Origin of the sequence: Lysinibacillus sp. FSL M8-0355 (genome assembly GCF_038008985.1) — a bacterium.
Classification (GTDB): domain Bacteria; phylum Bacillota; class Bacilli; order Bacillales_A; family Planococcaceae; genus Lysinibacillus; species Lysinibacillus fusiformis_D.
Window position 1 is genome coordinate 1115398 of sequence record NZ_JBBPAI010000001.1, and the last position, 17472, is coordinate 1132869.

16 protein-coding genes are annotated in these 17472 nt (G+C 37.9%); all 16 read left to right on the forward strand.

Features of this window, described 5'->3' with window-relative positions:
* Window positions 1-106 precede the first annotated feature (106 nt).
* A complete protein-coding gene (locus tag MKY46_RS05250) occupies window positions 107-868 on the forward strand; it encodes a ribonuclease HII (RefSeq protein ID WP_036124775.1) in 762 nt (253 codons plus the stop codon).
* Window positions 869-922: 54 nt separating this feature from the next.
* On the forward strand, window positions 923-2812 hold the full coding sequence (locus MKY46_RS05255; RefSeq protein WP_036124772.1) for a hypothetical protein: 1890 nt from the start codon (window positions 923-925) through the stop codon (window positions 2810-2812).
* Window positions 2809-3111, forward strand: coding sequence for an EscU/YscU/HrcU family type III secretion system export apparatus switch protein (locus MKY46_RS05260; RefSeq protein ID WP_036124770.1), 303 nt, complete (start codon window positions 2809-2811; stop codon window positions 3109-3111). The genes MKY46_RS05255 and MKY46_RS05260 overlap by 4 nt, the downstream gene beginning before the upstream one ends.
* Before the next feature lie 161 nt (window positions 3112-3272).
* Window positions 3273-4433: an ADP-forming succinate--CoA ligase subunit beta gene (gene sucC / locus MKY46_RS05265; protein WP_036124767.1), complete on the forward strand. Its 1161-nt coding sequence runs from the start codon at window positions 3273-3275 to the stop codon at window positions 4431-4433.
* 19 nt (window positions 4434-4452) lie between these two features.
* Window positions 4453-5355, forward strand: coding sequence for a succinate--CoA ligase subunit alpha (gene sucD / locus MKY46_RS05270; RefSeq protein WP_036124765.1), 903 nt, complete (start codon window positions 4453-4455; stop codon window positions 5353-5355).
* A 193-nt stretch (window positions 5356-5548) separates the two neighbouring features.
* Window positions 5549-6445, forward strand: a complete 897-nt coding sequence (gene dprA, locus MKY46_RS05275) for a DNA-processing protein DprA (RefSeq protein ID WP_036124762.1) — start codon at window positions 5549-5551, stop codon at window positions 6443-6445.
* 92 nt (window positions 6446-6537) lie between these two features.
* A complete protein-coding gene (topA, locus tag MKY46_RS05280) occupies window positions 6538-8616 on the forward strand; it encodes a type I DNA topoisomerase (RefSeq protein ID WP_036124760.1) in 2079 nt (692 codons plus the stop codon).
* Window positions 8617-8635: 19 nt separating this feature from the next.
* On the forward strand, window positions 8636-9949 hold the full coding sequence (trmFO, locus tag MKY46_RS05285; RefSeq protein WP_036124758.1) for an FADH(2)-oxidizing methylenetetrahydrofolate--tRNA-(uracil(54)-C(5))-methyltransferase TrmFO: 1314 nt from the start codon (window positions 8636-8638) through the stop codon (window positions 9947-9949).
* Window positions 9950-10236: 287 nt separating this feature from the next.
* Window positions 10237-11136 carry a tyrosine recombinase XerC gene (gene xerC, locus MKY46_RS05290; protein WP_036124756.1) on the forward strand — a complete coding sequence of 300 codons (900 nt, stop codon included), beginning with the start codon at window positions 10237-10239 and terminating at the stop codon, window positions 11134-11136.
* A 21-nt stretch (window positions 11137-11157) separates the two neighbouring features.
* Window positions 11158-11703: an ATP-dependent protease subunit HslV gene (gene hslV / locus MKY46_RS05295; RefSeq protein ID WP_036124754.1), complete on the forward strand. Its 546-nt coding sequence runs from the start codon at window positions 11158-11160 to the stop codon at window positions 11701-11703.
* The gene (hslU, locus tag MKY46_RS05300; RefSeq protein ID WP_036124752.1) at window positions 11703-13103 is read left to right on the forward strand and encodes an ATP-dependent protease ATPase subunit HslU; all 1401 of its coding nucleotides are present in this window, start codon (window positions 11703-11705) and stop codon (window positions 13101-13103) included. The genes hslV and hslU overlap by 1 nt, the downstream gene beginning before the upstream one ends.
* 87 nt (window positions 13104-13190) lie before the next feature.
* Window positions 13191-13970 carry a GTP-sensing pleiotropic transcriptional regulator CodY gene (gene codY, locus MKY46_RS05305; RefSeq protein WP_004229266.1) on the forward strand — a complete coding sequence of 260 codons (780 nt, stop codon included), beginning with the start codon at window positions 13191-13193 and terminating at the stop codon, window positions 13968-13970.
* A gap of 592 nt (window positions 13971-14562) precedes the next feature.
* Window positions 14563-14955: a flagellar basal body rod protein FlgB gene (gene flgB / locus MKY46_RS05310; RefSeq protein ID WP_036124750.1), complete on the forward strand. Its 393-nt coding sequence runs from the start codon at window positions 14563-14565 to the stop codon at window positions 14953-14955.
* Window positions 14956-14958: 3 nt separating this feature from the next.
* Window positions 14959-15420: a flagellar basal body rod protein FlgC gene (gene flgC / locus MKY46_RS05315; protein ID WP_036124747.1), complete on the forward strand. Its 462-nt coding sequence runs from the start codon at window positions 14959-14961 to the stop codon at window positions 15418-15420.
* Between the two features lie 23 nt (window positions 15421-15443).
* A complete protein-coding gene (gene fliE / locus MKY46_RS05320; RefSeq protein WP_036124744.1) occupies window positions 15444-15749 on the forward strand; it encodes a flagellar hook-basal body complex protein FliE in 306 nt (101 codons plus the stop codon).
* A gap of 120 nt (window positions 15750-15869) precedes the next feature.
* Complete coding sequence (gene fliF / locus MKY46_RS05325) at window positions 15870-17462, forward strand: flagellar basal-body MS-ring/collar protein FliF (protein ID WP_036124742.1); 1593 nt, start codon at window positions 15870-15872, stop codon at window positions 17460-17462.
* The last annotated feature ends 10 nt before the right edge of the window (window positions 17463-17472 follow it).

The following is a 17472-nucleotide window of genomic DNA, read 5'->3' on the forward strand; positions in this document are numbered from 1 at the left end:
ACCGATAATGACTATAGAGAGGAAAATAGTTTTCAAGTGAATGAGACTACATAAAGAACTGAACATGATATAGTTTTATTGAGTAGAAGCAAGAAGGAGCACTTAAATGAAAACCATTAAAGAAATTAACACTGCATTGAAAGGTGCAGAAGAATGGCAAGATTGGATGATAGAAATAGCAACGGATGAAAGAACAGGTGTACAGAAGGCGTGGCATACTTGGCAAAAACGACAAGATAAAAAACGTCAATTACTGCAAGAACATCAAGCGAAAGTAGCATTTGATTTAAGCTATGGGAGTATCGATACATTGGTTGCGGGTGTAGATGAAGCAGGACGTGGACCATTAGCGGGACCTGTTGTGACAGCAGCTGTTATTTTACCTACAAATTGTGAGGCCCTTGTTGGTCTGAATGATTCAAAGCAATTATCAAAGGAGAAACGAAACGCCTTTGCAACGTTAATTAAAGAGCATGCCATTAGTTATTTTGTTCATTTCCAATCCGCTCAGCAAATCGATGCACTGAATATATACGAGGCCACCAAACAATCTATGAAAGTAAGTGTAGAATCATTGGCGACAAAGCCTGATGTAGTTTTAGTAGATGCTATGACATTACCCATTTCGATTCCTCAGGATTCAATTATCAAAGGGGATGCCAAGAGCTTAGCAATCGCAGCTGCCTCCATTCTAGCTAAAACAGCCCGAGACGATTATATGGAGCAACTAGACAAAGAATTTCCAATGTATGGCTTTGGGCAACATGCAGGCTATGGGACAAAGCAACATTTAAATGCATTGGAAGAATATGGACCAACAATTCACCATCGTAAATCATTTGAACCGATAAAATCAATGATTCAATAAAGCTACAGAATGGGACAATGACACGAGGGAGTAATTGATGAAAGGAGTATGTATATGTCAGCCACATCATTTAATCCGATTCAACTACAACAAAATGCCATGACTTCAGCAAATCAGCCACTTGCTTTAAAGCAGGGACAAGTATTTCACGGTACCATTAAGCAATTATATCCAGATCAAATGGCAGAAATACAAGTAGGTAATCAAAAATTTATAGCGAAACTTGAAGTACCGTTAAAGACGGGTGATGCCCATTTCTTTCAGGTAACAGGAACAAATCCACAAACCGAATTAAAAGTGGTTACAGGACCAATGGCACAAGCATCTTCTCCAAATCAACAAATCAATCAGCTACTAGAATCCATGAATTTGCCTAAAACAGCAGAGATGCAGCAATTGCTAGGACATTTTATGAAGGAACAGTTACCTATTTCAAAAGAGCAATTAATGCAGGCAGAAATGTGGCTAAAGGCATTACCAGAGGGCATTTCAAAAGCGGATGCACTACAGGTCATTCAAAAAATGATAGAGCTTAAAATGCCAATGACGAATGATGTTTTTCAAGCCTTACTAAGTGGACAAAAAACATCTGGTATGGCGATGACTATGGATAATTTTGCACAGCTTTTAGCAAGGGATACTACTTTATCTGAAGTGCTTAAGCAAAATTTGATGCAGCAGGTACAAGCGATTGCTAAACCTTTTGAAATAGAAACAGGCAGTCTGATTTTAGCTAGAGCGATACAGAGCTTAACAAATGATGCTGCTGCGATGAGTGAAAAAATGCAAGCCTTAACAATTTTAAAGGAAGCAGGCATACTGCCACAACAAGCAACATGGCAAAACTGGACGAATATCAATGACCCTAAAGCGGCACAACCAATGCAGCAGGCTGGCCAAGTTGTACAAACGATCCTTGCATCAAAGCCTGAAAATGTAAGTCAGCTAATTGAACAGTTGAAATCATGGACAGCCAACCAAAATTTCTTAACAAATGAACAAAAACTACAGCTCAATCAGTTAATGGATCGTTTTAATCAATTACCAGTATCGAAGCAAACATTAGAAATTTTTGCTAAACAAATGCAGGAGCAGTTAATAAAAGCGTTTGCTCAAAATACTGCTGATCGTTTATTTACACAGGATGCTAATGCATTGTCTAGCAAGGAACATTTGCTATCTCTTATAAGGCAAGAAGCGACGACTCCATTACAAAATGAAGCACTGATGCGTAACCTTGTTAAAACTAGTGTTGAATCACCGCAACCGATGATTCAACAAATAGTGACACAAGCTGATGCACTTGTACAAAATTCGGTGGATAGTAAGGCGATGCAGCATGCCCTTAAAACGGTGTTAAAAAATTTAGGGATTAGCTATGAGGCGACATTGGGGAACAAATCAGCAGATATACAAATGATTACCCATCAATTAAAGCCACAGCTCCACACATTATTGCAGGAAAGTAATATTACACCACAATTGAGAGAAGCGGCAGAAATGTTGATGACGCGTATGAATGGTATGCAGCTATCTTCAGGAGAAAATGGCCATCAACATCAGCTCATTATGCAAGTCCCGCTTGAATTTTTCGGCAAAAAGATGGATGCAACGTTACAGTGGAATGGTCGCATGAAGGAAGATGGCAAAATTGATGCCAATTATGCACGCGTATTATTTTATTTACAGATGGCATCCATGCAAGAAACGGTAATTGATATGCAGGTTCAAAATAGAGTAGTTACAGTAACGATATTTAATGAAAATTCGGATATTCAGCCACTTGCGGAGCCATTAAAGGCTGCCTTGAAAATGGGATTGGCAGAAAAGGATTATCAACTATCAGGTGTTTTTATTAAACAATTTGACAAGGGGCAAACAGAAAAAGGAAGTACTGTAGTAGAACAGCGAGAGGAACAGAGTGGGGTGGATATCCGCGTATGAGCGAAGAAAAATTTACTCGAAAAGAAGCAATTGCACTTACCTATAAACTTGGACAAATGGATAGTCCGACTGTTGTAGCAAAGGGAAAAGGGAAAATTGCCGAGAATATTTTGGCGCGTGCAAATGAGCATAATGTGCCGATTTATGAGGATCCTAACCTTGTGCAGTTGCTTGGTCAATTAGATTTAAACGAGTCTATTCCAGAAGAATTATATCAGGCGGTTTCGGAGGTTTTTGCTTTTATTTATCGTTTAGATCAACAACATGCGCAAAAATACAGAAAAAATGAAGTATTCTGACTGTTTTGCAAGCTGTTTTAGTACACAAAATAGAAAAAAGCGTCATAATAAGAGAGAAAATTCGAACTAAAGACAAAGTGTAGACTTTATCAGAATGTTTCGTTAGAATAGTCTATGTTAGTAAAACAATTCTATGCAAATGTTTGATGGGAGGATGTATTATGAATATCCATGAATATCAAGGGAAAGAGATTCTGAGAAAATATGGTGTAGCAGTACCAAACGGAAAAGTTGCTTTTTCCCCTGATGAAGCAGTAAAAGTAGCGAAAGAACTTGGCTCAAACGTAACAGTTGTCAAGGCGCAAATTCATGCAGGTGGTCGCGGTAAAGCAGGCGGTGTAAAAATCGCTAAAAATCTTGACGAGGTGCGCACATACGCAAAAGAGTTATTAGGGAAAATTTTAGTGACTCATCAAACAGGTCCAGAAGGAAAAGAAGTAAAACGTTTGTATATTGAAGAGGGTTCTGATATCCAAAAAGAATACTATTTAAGTCTAGTATTAGACCGTGCCACATCTCGTGTTACGATGATGGGATCTGAAGAAGGCGGTATGGATATTGAAGAAGTTGCGGAAACAAATCCGGAAAAAATCTTCAAAGAAGTAGTAGATCCTGTAGTTGGATTAACAAGCTTCCAAGCACGTCGTATGGCGTTTAATATGAATATTCCAGCAAACCTTGTGGGGAAAGCTGTTAAATTAATGTTAGGCTTATATCAAGCATTTATCGACAAAGATGCATCAATTGTAGAAATTAATCCACTTGTAGTAACTGGACAAGGTGATGTAGTGGCATTAGATGCTAAATTCAATTTTGATGCCAATGCATTATATAGACATAAGGATATTGTCGAATTACGCGATTTCGACGAGGAAGATCCAAAAGAAATCGAAGCATCCAAATATGATTTAAGCTATATTTCATTAGAGGGTAACATTGGCTGTATGGTTAATGGTGCTGGTCTTGCTATGGCAACTATGGATACAATTAGCTATTATGGCGGTAGCCCTGCTAACTTCCTAGATGTAGGGGGCGGTGCAACAGCTGAAAAAGTAACAGAGGCTTTCAAAATTATCCTTTCTGATTCAAACGTAAAAGGCATTTTCGTAAACATTTTTGGCGGAATTATGAAGTGTAACATTATCGCTGAGGGTGTTGTAACGGCTGCTAAAGAAATCGGTTTAGCTGTGCCATTAGTTGTACGTTTAGAAGGTACAAATGTAGAACTTGGAAAAGAAATTTTAAATGCGTCTGGTTTAAACATCGTTGCAGCGGATTCAATGGCTGACGGTGCACAAAAAATTGTGGGACTAGTAGGCTAAGGAAGGCAGGGAGAGAACAATGGCTGTATTTATTAACAAAGATACGAAGGTAATTGTACAAGGGATCACGGGCGAAACAGCTCTTTTCCATACGAAGCAAATGCTTGAGTATGGCACAAAAATCGTAGCAGGTGTAACACCAGGTAAAGGTGGACTTGAGATCGAGGGAGTTCCTGTTTTCAATACAGTAGCAGAAGCTGTAGCTGTAACAGGTGCTACAACTTCAGTTATCTATGTACCTGCACCATTTGCGGCAGATGCAATTTTAGAAGCTGTTGATGCTGAATTAGAATTAACGATCTGTATCACAGAGCACATTCCTGTCCTTGATATGGTGAAAGTTAAACGTTATATGGAAGGTAAAAAGACTCGCTTAGTAGGTCCAAACTGTCCAGGTGTTATTACAGCTGATGAATGTAAAATTGGTATCATGCCAGGTTACATTCATACAAAAGGCCATGTAGGAGTAGTTTCTCGTTCTGGTACATTAACATATGAAGCAGTACACCAATTAACGCAAGCTGGTATTGGTCAAACAACAGCTGTAGGTATCGGTGGAGACCCTGTCAACGGTACAAACTTCATTGATGTTCTTGAAGCGTTTAATAATGATCCAGAAACTTACGCAGTAGTTATGATTGGTGAAATCGGCGGTACGGCTGAAGAAGAAGCAGCTGAATGGATTAAAGCAAATATGACAAAACCTGTTGTAGGCTTTATTGGTGGACAAACTGCCCCTCCAGGAAAACGTATGGGTCACGCTGGTGCGATCATTTCTGGTGGTAAAGGAACAGCAGCTGAGAAAATTAAAGCAATGAACGCTGCTGGTATCGAAGTTGCAGAAACACCTTCTGTCATTGGTGAAACATTGATTAAAGTAATTAAAGAAAAAGGGCTATACGAAAAGTGTAAAACCCATTAAAATGGAAGATGTAGCTATTGCGGCTACATCTTTTTCATTATTTACACGCTGCTATCATATTTCATGAAACAAATTCCTACTTACTTATGAAAAAAACGACAATTTTATGGCAGATGTATAAATAATGATGAAAAGTTGTGTTGCATTATCATGCGGTCATTTAATTTCTTCTATTATAAAGGAGGTTTATTGAATGATCCTTGCAGTAGATACACAGAGATTACTAGCTTTGCATTATATATACCCGTTACCTCTTCAGAAACTTCAACAATTATTGTCCCCGGTAAATATGTTAAGCTCTTTTGAAGACATTCATCATGATGAGATAGCGAAAATTCTACAAATATCGGCACAAAAAGCATATCAGCTCTCTCAAAGTTTTCGACAAATTATGATAAAACCTTTTGGTGCTGCGTATGCACAAGCCAATATTTTCCCCATACCGTTTTATCATCCATATTTCCCGGCGCAATTATTTGAAATATCCAATCCACCTACTGTATTGTATGTGAAAGGTCAGTATTCTTTGTTAACAAATAACAAACAGATAGCTATTATAGGCTCTAGGAAGGCTACAGCGTATTCTAAGAGGGCAATGGACCTCATAGTACCGCCTCTTGTTCAAAGTGGTTATACGGTCGTTAGTGGGCTTGCTAGAGGTGCTGATACAATGGCACATAGAGCAACAATTGATATGGGTGGTCACACAATTGCTGTACTTGGACATGGTTTTAATTATCTCTATCCAGCAGAAAATCAGATTCTTGCTAAACAAATGGCAGAGCACCAGCTATTAATAACGGAATATCCCCCTCATATGAAGCCTGAAAAATGGCATTTCCCGATGCGTAACCGAATCATTAGTGGTTTATCCCGAGCTTTAGTTGTGACAGAGGCTGCCCTAAAAAGTGGTACGCTTATTACGACAGAGCTCGCATTAGAGCAGGGGAAAGATGTATTTGTGGTGCCTGGACCTATTGATGCGACACAATCTAAGGGGACCAATCAATTACTTTTAGAAGGTGCAATTCCAGTCATGAATGGTCATCAAATCGTTGAAACACTGGAGCTCTTTTCTAACAAAAATTGAAAAAAAGTTGCATTATCTTAAAATCTGTTATACATTTTGCAACAGGTAACTTAAAAAAATTAGTAATAGACCTCGCTAAGGGGGAGACATAGATGGCGGATTATTTAGTGATTGTAGAATCACCAGCAAAAGCAAAAACGATTGAACGATATTTAGGAAAGAAATATAAAGTAAAAGCGTCGGTTGGACACGTACGAGATCTTCCACGTAGCCAAATGGGTGTTAGTGCAGAAAATAACTTTGAACCTAAGTATATTACGATACGCGGTAAAGGACCTGTTTTACAGGAATTAAAATCTGCGGCTAAAAAAGTGAAGAAAGTATATCTAGCGGCCGATCCAGACCGCGAGGGAGAAGCGATTGCTTGGCACCTTGCGACTGCGCTAAATATTGATATTCACTCGGATTGTCGTGTGGTATTTAACGAAATTACCAAAGATGCGATAATAGATTCCTTTAAAAACCCACGTCCAATCAATATGGATTTAGTAGATGCACAACAAACAAGACGTATTCTGGATCGACTTGTCGGCTATAACATTAGTCCGATACTGTGGAAAAAAGTGAAAAAAGGTTTATCTGCAGGTCGTGTACAATCTGTAGCGCTACGTATGATCATTGATCGTGAAAATGAAATTAAAAACTTTAAACCAGAAGAGTATTGGACAATTGAAGGAACGTTTGAAAAAGGTAAAAAAACATTTGATGCGCTTTACTATGGAAATGGTAAAGAGAAAATTAAATTAACAAATGAGGCACAAGTAAAGGCAATATTAAAAGATGTAAAAGGAACAAACTTTGATGTTGTCAATGTTACGAAAAAAGAACGCAAGCGTAATGCTGCACCAGCCTTTACAACATCTTCCTTACAGCAGGAGGCAGCAAGAAAATTAAATTTCCGAGCTAAGAAAACGATGATGCTAGCTCAGCAATTATATGAAGGTATTGATATTGGGAAAAAAGAGGGAACAGTCGGGTTAATCACCTATATGCGTACCGATTCCACACGTATTTCAGATACGGCAAAAGCAGAAGCGGTTACTTATATTGAAGGAAAATATGGCAAAGAATTTATTGCAACAGATATAAAACAAACGAAGAAGGCTTCGAATGCACAGGATGCTCATGAGGCGATCCGTCCAACGAGTACAATGAGAACACCAGAAGAATTAAAAGCAGTTCTTAGTCGTGATCAGTTACGTTTATATCGTTTAATTTGGGAGCGCTTTATCGCGAGCCAAATGGCACCAGCAGTTCTTGATACAGTAGCTGTAGATCTTCAAAATGGTGATGTACTATTTCGTGCAAACGGCTCACAAGTTAAATTCGCAGGCTTTATGAAACTATATATCGAAGGTACTGACGATCAAACAGAGGAGACGACAAAGCTTTTACCTGAGATGGCAATTGGTGATCAAGTAAAATCGCTCGAAATTGAGCCTAAACAACATTTTACACAGCCACCACCACGTTATTCAGAGGCGCGACTTGTTAAAACTATGGAAGAACTAGGCATTGGGCGCCCATCCACATACGCACCGACCCTCGATACAATTCAGCGCCGTGGCTATGTTGTATTAGATGCTAAACGCTTTATGCCAACAGAGCTAGGTGAAATTGTACATCAACTCGTACTAGAATTTTTCCCAGATATCATAAACATCGAATTTACAGCACAAATGGAACAAGATTTAGATGATATTGAAGAAGGCAACCGTCAATGGAAAAGTGTTGTGGAAGAGTTTTATACAGATTTTGAAGTGCATGTAAAACATGCGGATGAAGCTATGGAAAAAGTTGTGATTAAAGATGAGCCTGCTGGAGAGGATTGCGAACTTTGTGGATCTCCTATGGTCTTTAAACTGGGTCGCTATGGTAAATTTATGGCTTGCTCAAACTTCCCAGATTGTAGAAATACAAAAGCTATTATGAAACCAATTGGTGTAAAATGTCCTTCCTGTGAAACAGGCGAAATTGTGGAGCGAAAAAGTAAAACAAAACGTCTATTCTATGGTTGCAATCAGTATCCAGAATGTGAATTTGTATCATGGGACAAGCCAATTAGTAGACCATGTCCAAAATGTAATGCATTATTAGTAGAGAAAAAGATAAAAAAAGGTGTGCAAATTCAATGTACGAAATGTGACTATGAAGAAGCACCAACTCAATGATAGGAAGATGGTAAGAAACATGACTGAACAAGTAGTAAATGTAATAGGAGCAGGTCTTGCTGGTAGTGAAGCTGCATGGCAAATTGCAAAGCGTGGGGTAAAAGTAAGACTTTATGAAATGCGTCCAGTAAAGCAAACTCCGGCACATCATACTGATAAATTTGCAGAGCTTGTTTGTTCTAACTCATTGCGTGCAAATGGTTTAACAAATGCTGTAGGCGTTATTAAAGAAGAGATGCGTACGCTAGATTCGGTTATCTTAAAGGCAGCAGATCAGTGTTCAGTACCAGCTGGTGGTGCATTGGCGGTAGACCGTCATGAGTTTGCGGGCTATGTGACAGAGACTGTGAAAAACCATCCACTTGTGGAGGTCATTCATGAAGAAGTCACAGAAATTCCTGAAGGTATAACAGTTATTGCTACAGGTCCACTAACATCAAAAGCTTTAGCTGAAAAAATTCAAGGTTTAACTGGCTTGGATTATTTATACTTCTACGATGCAGCAGCACCTATTATCGAAAAAGATAGCATAGATATGGATAAAGTTTATTTGAAATCTCGTTACGATAAAGGAGAAGCGGCTTATTTAAACTGTCCTATGACAAAGGAAGAATTTGATCGTTTCCGTCAAGCCTTGATCGAAGCAGAAGTTGTGCCATTGAAGGAATTTGAAAAAGAAATTTACTTTGAGGGTTGTATGCCGATTGAAGTTATGGCAGCTCGCGGAGAGAAAACCATGTTATTTGGACCGATGAAACCAGTTGGTCTTGAAGATCCAAAAACAGGAAAACGTCCGTATGCGGTTGTGCAACTTCGTCAAGATGATGCTGCTGGTACCCTTTACAACATTGTAGGCTTCCAAACTCATTTAAAATGGGGTCCACAAAAGGAAGTGCTACAGCTAATTCCAGGGTTAGAGAATGTAGAAATTGTACGTTATGGCGTCATGCACCGAAATACATTCATTAATTCACCAAAAGTTTTAGAAAAAACATATCAGCTTCGTGAGCATAAGAATATTTTCTTTGCAGGTCAAATGACGGGTGTAGAAGGATATGTTGAATCAGCAGGAAGTGGATTAATTGCAGGAATTAATGCAGCTCGTTTAGCACTTGGACAAGAGCCTATTATTTTCCCATTCGAAACGGCATTAGGAAGTATGGCGCGTTATATAACAGAAGCACAGTCGAAAAACTTCCAGCCGATGAACGTTAACTTCGGTATATTCCCTGAATTACCACCTGGTCGTCGTTCAAAACCAGAACGTGCGGAAATGCATGCAACACGCGCAATAAGCTCAATTCACAATTTTGTGAATTCACAAACAATTTAATTGCAAAAAGCCTCTAAAAGTTGATATACTCTTAGAGGCTTTTTCTTTTTGTAGACAAAATGCTTAATTAGACGTATTTTATTATTTTGTATGAAGATTTTCTCAATTTATAACTAATTACACTTGCTATATTATGAAGATAGGTTTAGTGTCAGTATGTATGTTTATTAATGAAATGAAAAACGATACAAACTTGTAAGAGATGACAAAGAAATATTTATCCGTTATATTACAAGTGTCAGTCATTTGAGAAAATTATTAATAAATCATTGGTGGTGAATCTTTCCATGTTAGTTTCGTCCCAAGATGCACTCGAACAGTTCATGCTTTACATCCAAGTTGAAAAGAACTTCTCTGTTCATACAGTGCGAGAATATGAATCAGACCTGCTAGATTTTTTAACCTTTTTACAAAGAGAGGGCATCGATGATTTAGCGAGTGTTGAATATATACATGCACGTCTTTATGTAACAAAGTTGTACGATGAGAAAAGAGCAAGGGCCTCTATTTCTAGGAAAATTTCCTCGATACGCTCCTTTTTTCGCTTTCTAAATAGACAGTACGGATTAGATGACGGAGCATTTCGTTCTCTTTATCATCCAAAAAAAGAATCACGTTTACCCAATTTTTTCTACGAAGAAGAATTGAAGCAGCTATTTGATGCGAATACTGGTGATGATTTGAAATCATTGAGAAATATAGCTATATTAGAGCTGTTGTATGCGACAGGTATTCGTGTAAGTGAACTGACTTCAATCCAAGTAGGGGATGTAGATTTTCATTATTCGATTATACGGGTAATGGGAAAAGGTCGAAAAGAACGAATTATTCCATTTGGTCAATTTGCGAGTTTAGCAATGCAGGACTACATAGAGCAAGCTCGTCCACGATTGATGAAAAAAACTAGTCACCAGCAGTTGTTTGTCAATATGCGTGGTGGGGAACTTACTCCTCGAGGGGTACGTCATATTTTAAACGAAATGATTGACAAGGCCTCACTCCATACGAAAATTTACCCACACATGCTTCGTCATACTTTTGCCACACATTTATTGAATAATGGCGCAGACTTGCGGACAGTGCAGGAGTTATTAGGTCACTCACATTTATCTTCTACACAAGTTTACACACATGTAACAAAAGAGCATCTTCGTCAAACATATATGAATGCCCATCCAAGGGCATAATAGAGCTAAGGAGGAAGGCAGATGGGACAAATTCATGCGACAACGATATTTGCAGTTCATCATAACGGAGGCTGTGCCATGGCTGGTGATGGTCAAGTAACATTGGGAAATGCAGTTGTGATGAAGGGAACAGCAAAAAAGGTCAGACGTCTGTTTAATGGGCAGGTCCTTGCAGGTTTTGCAGGTTCCGTCGCTGATGCATTTACACTTTTTGAGATGTTTGAAGGCAAACTAAATGAGTATAATGGTAATTTACAGCGTGCAGCAGTGGAAGTAGCAAAGCAGTGGCGCGGTGATAAAATGCTTCGCCAGTTAGAAGCGATGTTATTAGTAATGGATAAAACGACATTGCTACTCGTTTCAGGTACAGGGGAAGTCATTGAACCGGATGATGGCATTTTGGCTATTGGTTCTGGTGGAAATTATGCATTATCTGCAGGTAGAGCATTGAAAAAATATGCAGGTGAAACAATGACTGCTCGTGAAATTGCTGAGGCGGCATTAGAAACAGCTGCTGAAATCTGTGTATTTACGAATCATAATATTATCGTGGAGGCGCTGAACTAATGACGCAAAAAAATTTAACGCCAAGACAAATTACTGAGCATTTAGATCGTTATATTGTTGGGCAGAATGAAGCTAAGCGCGCTGTAGCCATTGCGTTACGTAATCGCTATCGTCGTTCGTTGTTACATGAGGATATGAAGGATGAAGTTATTCCTAAAAATATATTAATGATTGGACCAACAGGTGTCGGAAAAACGGAAATTGCCAGAAGAATTGCTAAGCTTACAAATGCTCCTTTTGTGAAAGTTGAAGCGACAAAGTTTACTGAGGTAGGTTATGTAGGGCGTGATGTTGAGTCAATGGTACGTGACTTAGTAGAAGCCTCACATCGTCTAGTAAAGGAAGAAATGATGGAGTCTGTTAAGGAACAAGCAGAAGAATTAGCAAATGAAGCGATTGTGAAACTTTTGGTGCCTTCTTTACGTAAGAAACAGGCGATGCAAAATCCGTTTGAAATGCTATTTGGTGGTAAAGAGCAACCAACGACTGATGATTCTTCAACAGATGAGGTTGAAGTACGCTCTAAGCGTGCACAAATTGCGATTGATTTACGTAACGGTAAATTAGAAAATGAGTGGGTTACTGTGGAGGTAACAGAACAAAATCCATCTATTTTTGATGCGTTACAAGGAACGGGAATGGATATGTCTGCGAATAGTGGCATGCAGGATATGTTATCCAGTTTGATGCCGAAGAAACAGAAAAAACGTCGTGTACAAGTGAAGGACGCCCGTCGTATTTTAACAGTTGAAGAAGCGAATAAGCTGATAGATGCGGATGAAGTGGCACAAGAGGCTATTACTAGAGCTGAGCAAACAGGTATCATTTTTATTGATGAAATCGATAAAATTGCTAGTAAAGAAGGCAATTCTTCAGCAAATGTCTCACGTGAAGGTGTCCAACGAGATATTTTACCAATCGTTGAAGGTTCAACTGTTACAACGAAATACGGTGCGGTGAAAACGGATTATATGCTGTTTGTAGCTGCTGGTGCATTCCATATGTCGAAGCCATCAGATTTAATTCCTGAATTGCAAGGACGCTTTCCAATTCGTGTAGAGCTTGAAAAATTAACAAAACAGGATTTTGTACGTATTTTACAAGAACCAGACCAATCACTTATTTTGCAATATAAGGCATTGTTAGAAACGGAAGGCGTGGAAATTCATTTCACAACAGATGCTATTGAACGAATTGCTGAAATTGCTACGGAGGTTAATCAGGAAACTGACAATATCGGAGCTCGTCGATTACACACGATATTAGAACGTTTACTTGAAGAACTATCGTTTGAAGCTTCTGAAATTGCACCAGCAAGTATCCCGATCAATGCTGCGTATGTAGATCAAAAACTTGCGGGTATAGTAAAAAACAAAGATTTGTCACAGTTTATATTGTAAGAAAAAGCTAATTAGTATCATTCAATAATAAAAACCTTTAGAATATTTAATAAATACTCTTCGGATTATTTATAGGAGGAACATATAATGAATTTATTAGAAAAAACACGTAAAATTAACTCGATGCTTCAAGCATCTGCTGGTAAACCAGTAAACTTTAAGGAAATGGCTGATACATTAGGCGATATTATTGATAGTAATGTCTATATTTTAAGTCGCAAAGGGAAATTATTAGGTATTTCAATTCACCAACAAATTGAAAATGAGCGTATGAAAAAAATGTTCGAAGAGAGACAGTTCCCAGAAGAATACACACATAGCTTGTTTACGATCTCTGAAACATCATCAAATTTAGATATTAACAACGAACATACTGCTTTCCCAGTTGAAAACAAAGATTTATTCCAAAACGCTTTAACAACAATTGTACCGATTGTTGGTGGTGGAGAACGTTTAGGTACATTAATCCTTGCTCGTTTATCTTCACAATTTGAAGATGATGATCTAATTTTAGCAGAGTATGGTGCGACAGTAGTTGGTATGGAAATTTTACGTGAAAAATCAGAAGAAATTGAAGAAGAAGCTCGTAGCAAAGCTGTCGTACAAATGGCTATTAATTCACTTTCATACAGTGAGTTAGAAGCAATTGAGCATATCTTCGAAGAACTTGATGGCAATGAAGGCTTACTAGTTGCTTCTAAGATTGCTGACCGTGTGGGTATTACGCGTTCAGTGATTGTCAACGCATTACGTAAACTTGAATCTGCTGGTGTCATTGAATCTCGCTCTTTAGGTATGAAAGGTACTTATATTAAAGTGCTAAACGATAAATTCTTAAATGCTTTAGCAGAAATTAAAATGAAATAAATACTTCTTTAAGAAGATTCTGAAAGCGTCTAGGGTAAAACTAGGCGCTTTTTTTTGTGTATTAGCCCGTGAGGGAGGAGATTTTTGTGCTTATTTTTTTGCCATAAGTACAAAAATGCTGATTATTGTAGGTTCTTATTTCTTTCTTCCTAATGCTGTTCAAAAAATCGTCACTACCTTTAGCATATAAAAATGTAATGTGTGTTACTTTAGAAGAATGGTGAAAAACTTGTTCAAATATGTGTCACATTCATAGGCAAAATATGCTTGTGTTGATTGAACTAGTAAAATGGGACCTTTATTTAGTCAATATTTATAAGGCGATAAAGCTCAGAAAAAGGCATATTTAATACAAAAACCGTAAACACTGTCGAAATGGTGTAAAATAACTAGATGTCTAATAACCTTTGATAAACCTTAGAGACATAAGGGATGCAGAAGTTTTGTCATGGTTATACATTAGAAAAAATAGGGCGGATAGACTATTAAAAAGTGACAAAAGACAATAGACACTAGGTATCATCTTAATTACAATTGTATTATTGGATAAATTAACAAGTACATAAATTGAAATAAAATGAGGTGAACAGTTTTGAATTTATTTGGTGGAACTATTAGTAGCCTGGAAAACGGACTTTCCTATGCAACTTTGAATCATAAAACAATCGCAAACAATATTGCGAATGTCGATACGCCTAATTATAAGGCGAAAAATGTTAGTTTTAAGGATATGTTGGTAGAACAGCAAAGTATGTCTATTTCCGCATATCGTACTGACAGCAGACATTATGATTTCACAATTCGACAATCTACGCCTGGCGTTAATAATGTTGAGAACTTGCGATATAGAAATAATGGCAATGCTGTAGATATGGATGCTGAGCAGGCAAAATTAGCAGAGAATCAAATTTATTACAATGCTTTAATTGACCGTGTTAATGGAAAATTAAACACATTGAATACCGTTATAAAGGGAGGTAAGTAATAGATGTCTATATTTCATGGGATGAATACCACTGCCTCTGCTTTAACAGCGCAACGATTACGAATGGATGTTATTTCTTCCAATATGGCAAATGTGGATACGACTCGTGCTCGTCAAGTGAATGGGGAATGGGAACCGTATCGACGTAAGTCTGTGACGTTCGCAGCACAAGAAGGACAATTCTCGAAATTTCTGAATGTAGCCCTTGGTAAAAATGCGAAAAGTGGTGTTGGCAATGGTGTGAAAGTTTCTCGAATTTCAGAAGATCAAGAAACACCTTTCAAACTTGTTTATGACCCAACTCATCCAGATGCAAATGCAGATGGTTATGTGAATATGCCAAATGTGGATCCATTGAAAGAGATGGTAGATTTAATGTCAGCAACACGTTCCTATGAGGCGAATATAACTGTATTTAACGCAAATAAATCCATGCTAACAAAGGCTTTAGAGATTGGTAAATAAATAAGTAGAAAGGAAGATACATAATGACTATTTCGTCCGTTTCGCTAATGACACCTACTCAGGTTGTAAATGAAACAAATAAACTCAATACAACACCTTATGAAGCGCAACAAAGCTTCGCGAACTCGTTAAAAGAAGCAATAGCCAAAGTAAATGATCAGCAAATAACTTCTGATAAATTTACTCAAAAGCTAATTAAAGGTGAAGATGTGGAGTTGCATGAAGTGATGATTGCTTCACAAAAGGCGAGCATTACATTAAACGCAACAATTGAAGTTCGCAATAAGGTGATTGAAGCTTACCAAGAAATAATGCGAATGAGTGTTTAATTTTATTGTCTAGATAAGGAAACTCTTTTCAAACTAGATTAATAACCACTACTATAGTGGACTCATTATGTTCGCAAATTATTGATGGCTAGGTTATTCACTATAACCGGAGGATTCATAATGAATGAACGATTGACGAAAATAAAAAACGACACCAGTCAATTTTGGACAAGTCGAAGTAAAAAGCAAAAAATAGTTATGATTGGCTCCGTGGTAGGCGTCATCGCACTTGCAGCCATCGTGACGTTTTTTGCTTCGAAAACTACATATGTTCCACTTTATAAAGATTTATCAACTAGAGAAATTGGACAAGTAAAGGAAGCACTAGATTCCCAAGGTGTGAACTATGAAATTGCTCCAGGTGGAACATCTATTTTAGTGCCAGAAGAGCAAGTTGACTCCTTGTTAGTACAATTAGCTTCAGAGGGCTATCCGCAAACAGGCACAATTGATTACTCATTTGCTAATAGTTCAGGATTTGGTATGACAGATAATGAATTTAACCTCTTAAAAAAAGCAGCAACTGAAACTGAAATTGCTAAGCTTTTTAAAAATTTAGAGGGTGTAAAAGATGCCAAAGTAATGATTACAGTTCCTGAAGAAGGGGTATTCGTAACGGATGTGCAAGGCGAGGCAACGGCATCTATTGTTTTAAATACAGACCCTGGCTATAAATTTACAGAACAGCAAATTACTACTATGTACAATTTGGTGTCAAAAAGTATTCCCAATTTAAAAACTGAAAACATCGTAATCTCTAATCAATTCTCAGAGTACTTTGATTTGAATGCTGCTACTACTGATGGTACTTCCACAGCGACAGCCGAAGGTCAATTACAAATGAAGAAATTAGTAGAACGTGATCTACAGCGTCAAGTGCAAAATATGCTAGGAACGTTGATGGGACAAGATAAAGTGATGGTTTCTGTTACAACGGATATTGACTTCAAGAAAGAAAATCGTGAAGAAAACCTTGTGACACCTGTTGATGAAGAAAATATGGAAGGTATCGCAATTAGTGCTCAACGAATTACAGAGCAGTATTCTGGTACAGGCGCAGCAGCTGCAGGAACACCTGAAGCTGAAACAACTACAGATAACTTCACAACGTATAACGAAGGTGCAACAGGGAATGGTGACTATGAACGTACAGAGGAAACGATCAATAATGACGTGAATCGTATACGTAAAGATATCCAAGAAGCTCCTTATAAAGTTCAAGATATTGGAATTCAAGTCATTGTTGAACCACCAACAGCGACAGATGCAGCGTCATTACCAGATGGTGTTCGTGAAGATATCGAGAAAATTTTAAGTACAATAGTTCGTACAACAATTTCCAAAGATGTGGCAGCAGAACTTACACAAGAGCAAATTGACGAGAAAGTAGCTGTTTCAGTACAACCTTTATATGGTAAGGCGACAGAGGTCGCTGATGAAAAACCAGTTATCCCATGGTGGGTTTGGGTCATTGGCGGTATCTTATTAGCTGTTATTTTATTACTAGCATTCTTTATTATCCGTTCTCGTAAGCGTGCGCAGGAAGAAGAAGAGCTAAGTATCCTAGAAGAACAAGAAGAATTAATGATTGATGATATTAATGAAGAAATTGAAACGGAAGCTACAATGCGTCGTAAGCAGCTTGAAAAAATGGCTAAAGAAAAGCCAGACGATTTTGCAAAGTTACTGCGTAGTTGGATTGCGGAAGACTAACTAGGAGGTT

What these genes read in the sequence shown, in the direction of transcription:
- MKY46_RS05250 (WP_036124775.1), top strand. Translation starts at nt 107, where the DNA reads ATGAAAACCATTAAAGAAATTAACACTGCATTGAAAGGTGCAGAAGAA.
- MKY46_RS05255 (WP_036124772.1), top strand. Translation starts at nt 923, where the DNA reads ATGTCAGCCACATCATTTAATCCGATTCAACTACAACAAAATGCCATG.
- MKY46_RS05260 (WP_036124770.1), top strand. Translation starts at nt 2,809, where the DNA reads ATGAGCGAAGAAAAATTTACTCGAAAAGAAGCAATTGCACTTACCTAT.
- sucC (WP_036124767.1), top strand. Translation starts at nt 3,273, where the DNA reads ATGAATATCCATGAATATCAAGGGAAAGAGATTCTGAGAAAATATGGT.
- sucD (WP_036124765.1), top strand. Translation starts at nt 4,453, where the DNA reads ATGGCTGTATTTATTAACAAAGATACGAAGGTAATTGTACAAGGGATC.
- dprA (WP_036124762.1), top strand. Translation starts at nt 5,549, where the DNA reads ATGATCCTTGCAGTAGATACACAGAGATTACTAGCTTTGCATTATATA.
- topA (WP_036124760.1), top strand. Translation starts at nt 6,538, where the DNA reads ATGGCGGATTATTTAGTGATTGTAGAATCACCAGCAAAAGCAAAAACG.
- trmFO (WP_036124758.1), top strand. Translation starts at nt 8,636, where the DNA reads ATGACTGAACAAGTAGTAAATGTAATAGGAGCAGGTCTTGCTGGTAGT.
- xerC (WP_036124756.1), top strand. Translation starts at nt 10,237, where the DNA reads ATGTTAGTTTCGTCCCAAGATGCACTCGAACAGTTCATGCTTTACATC.
- hslV (WP_036124754.1), top strand. Translation starts at nt 11,158, where the DNA reads ATGGGACAAATTCATGCGACAACGATATTTGCAGTTCATCATAACGGA.
- hslU (WP_036124752.1), top strand. Translation starts at nt 11,703, where the DNA reads ATGACGCAAAAAAATTTAACGCCAAGACAAATTACTGAGCATTTAGAT.
- codY (WP_004229266.1), top strand. Translation starts at nt 13,191, where the DNA reads ATGAATTTATTAGAAAAAACACGTAAAATTAACTCGATGCTTCAAGCA.
- flgC (WP_036124747.1), top strand. Translation starts at nt 14,959, where the DNA reads ATGTCTATATTTCATGGGATGAATACCACTGCCTCTGCTTTAACAGCG.
- fliE (WP_036124744.1), top strand. Translation starts at nt 15,444, where the DNA reads ATGACTATTTCGTCCGTTTCGCTAATGACACCTACTCAGGTTGTAAAT.
- fliF (WP_036124742.1), top strand. Translation starts at nt 15,870, where the DNA reads ATGAATGAACGATTGACGAAAATAAAAAACGACACCAGTCAATTTTGG.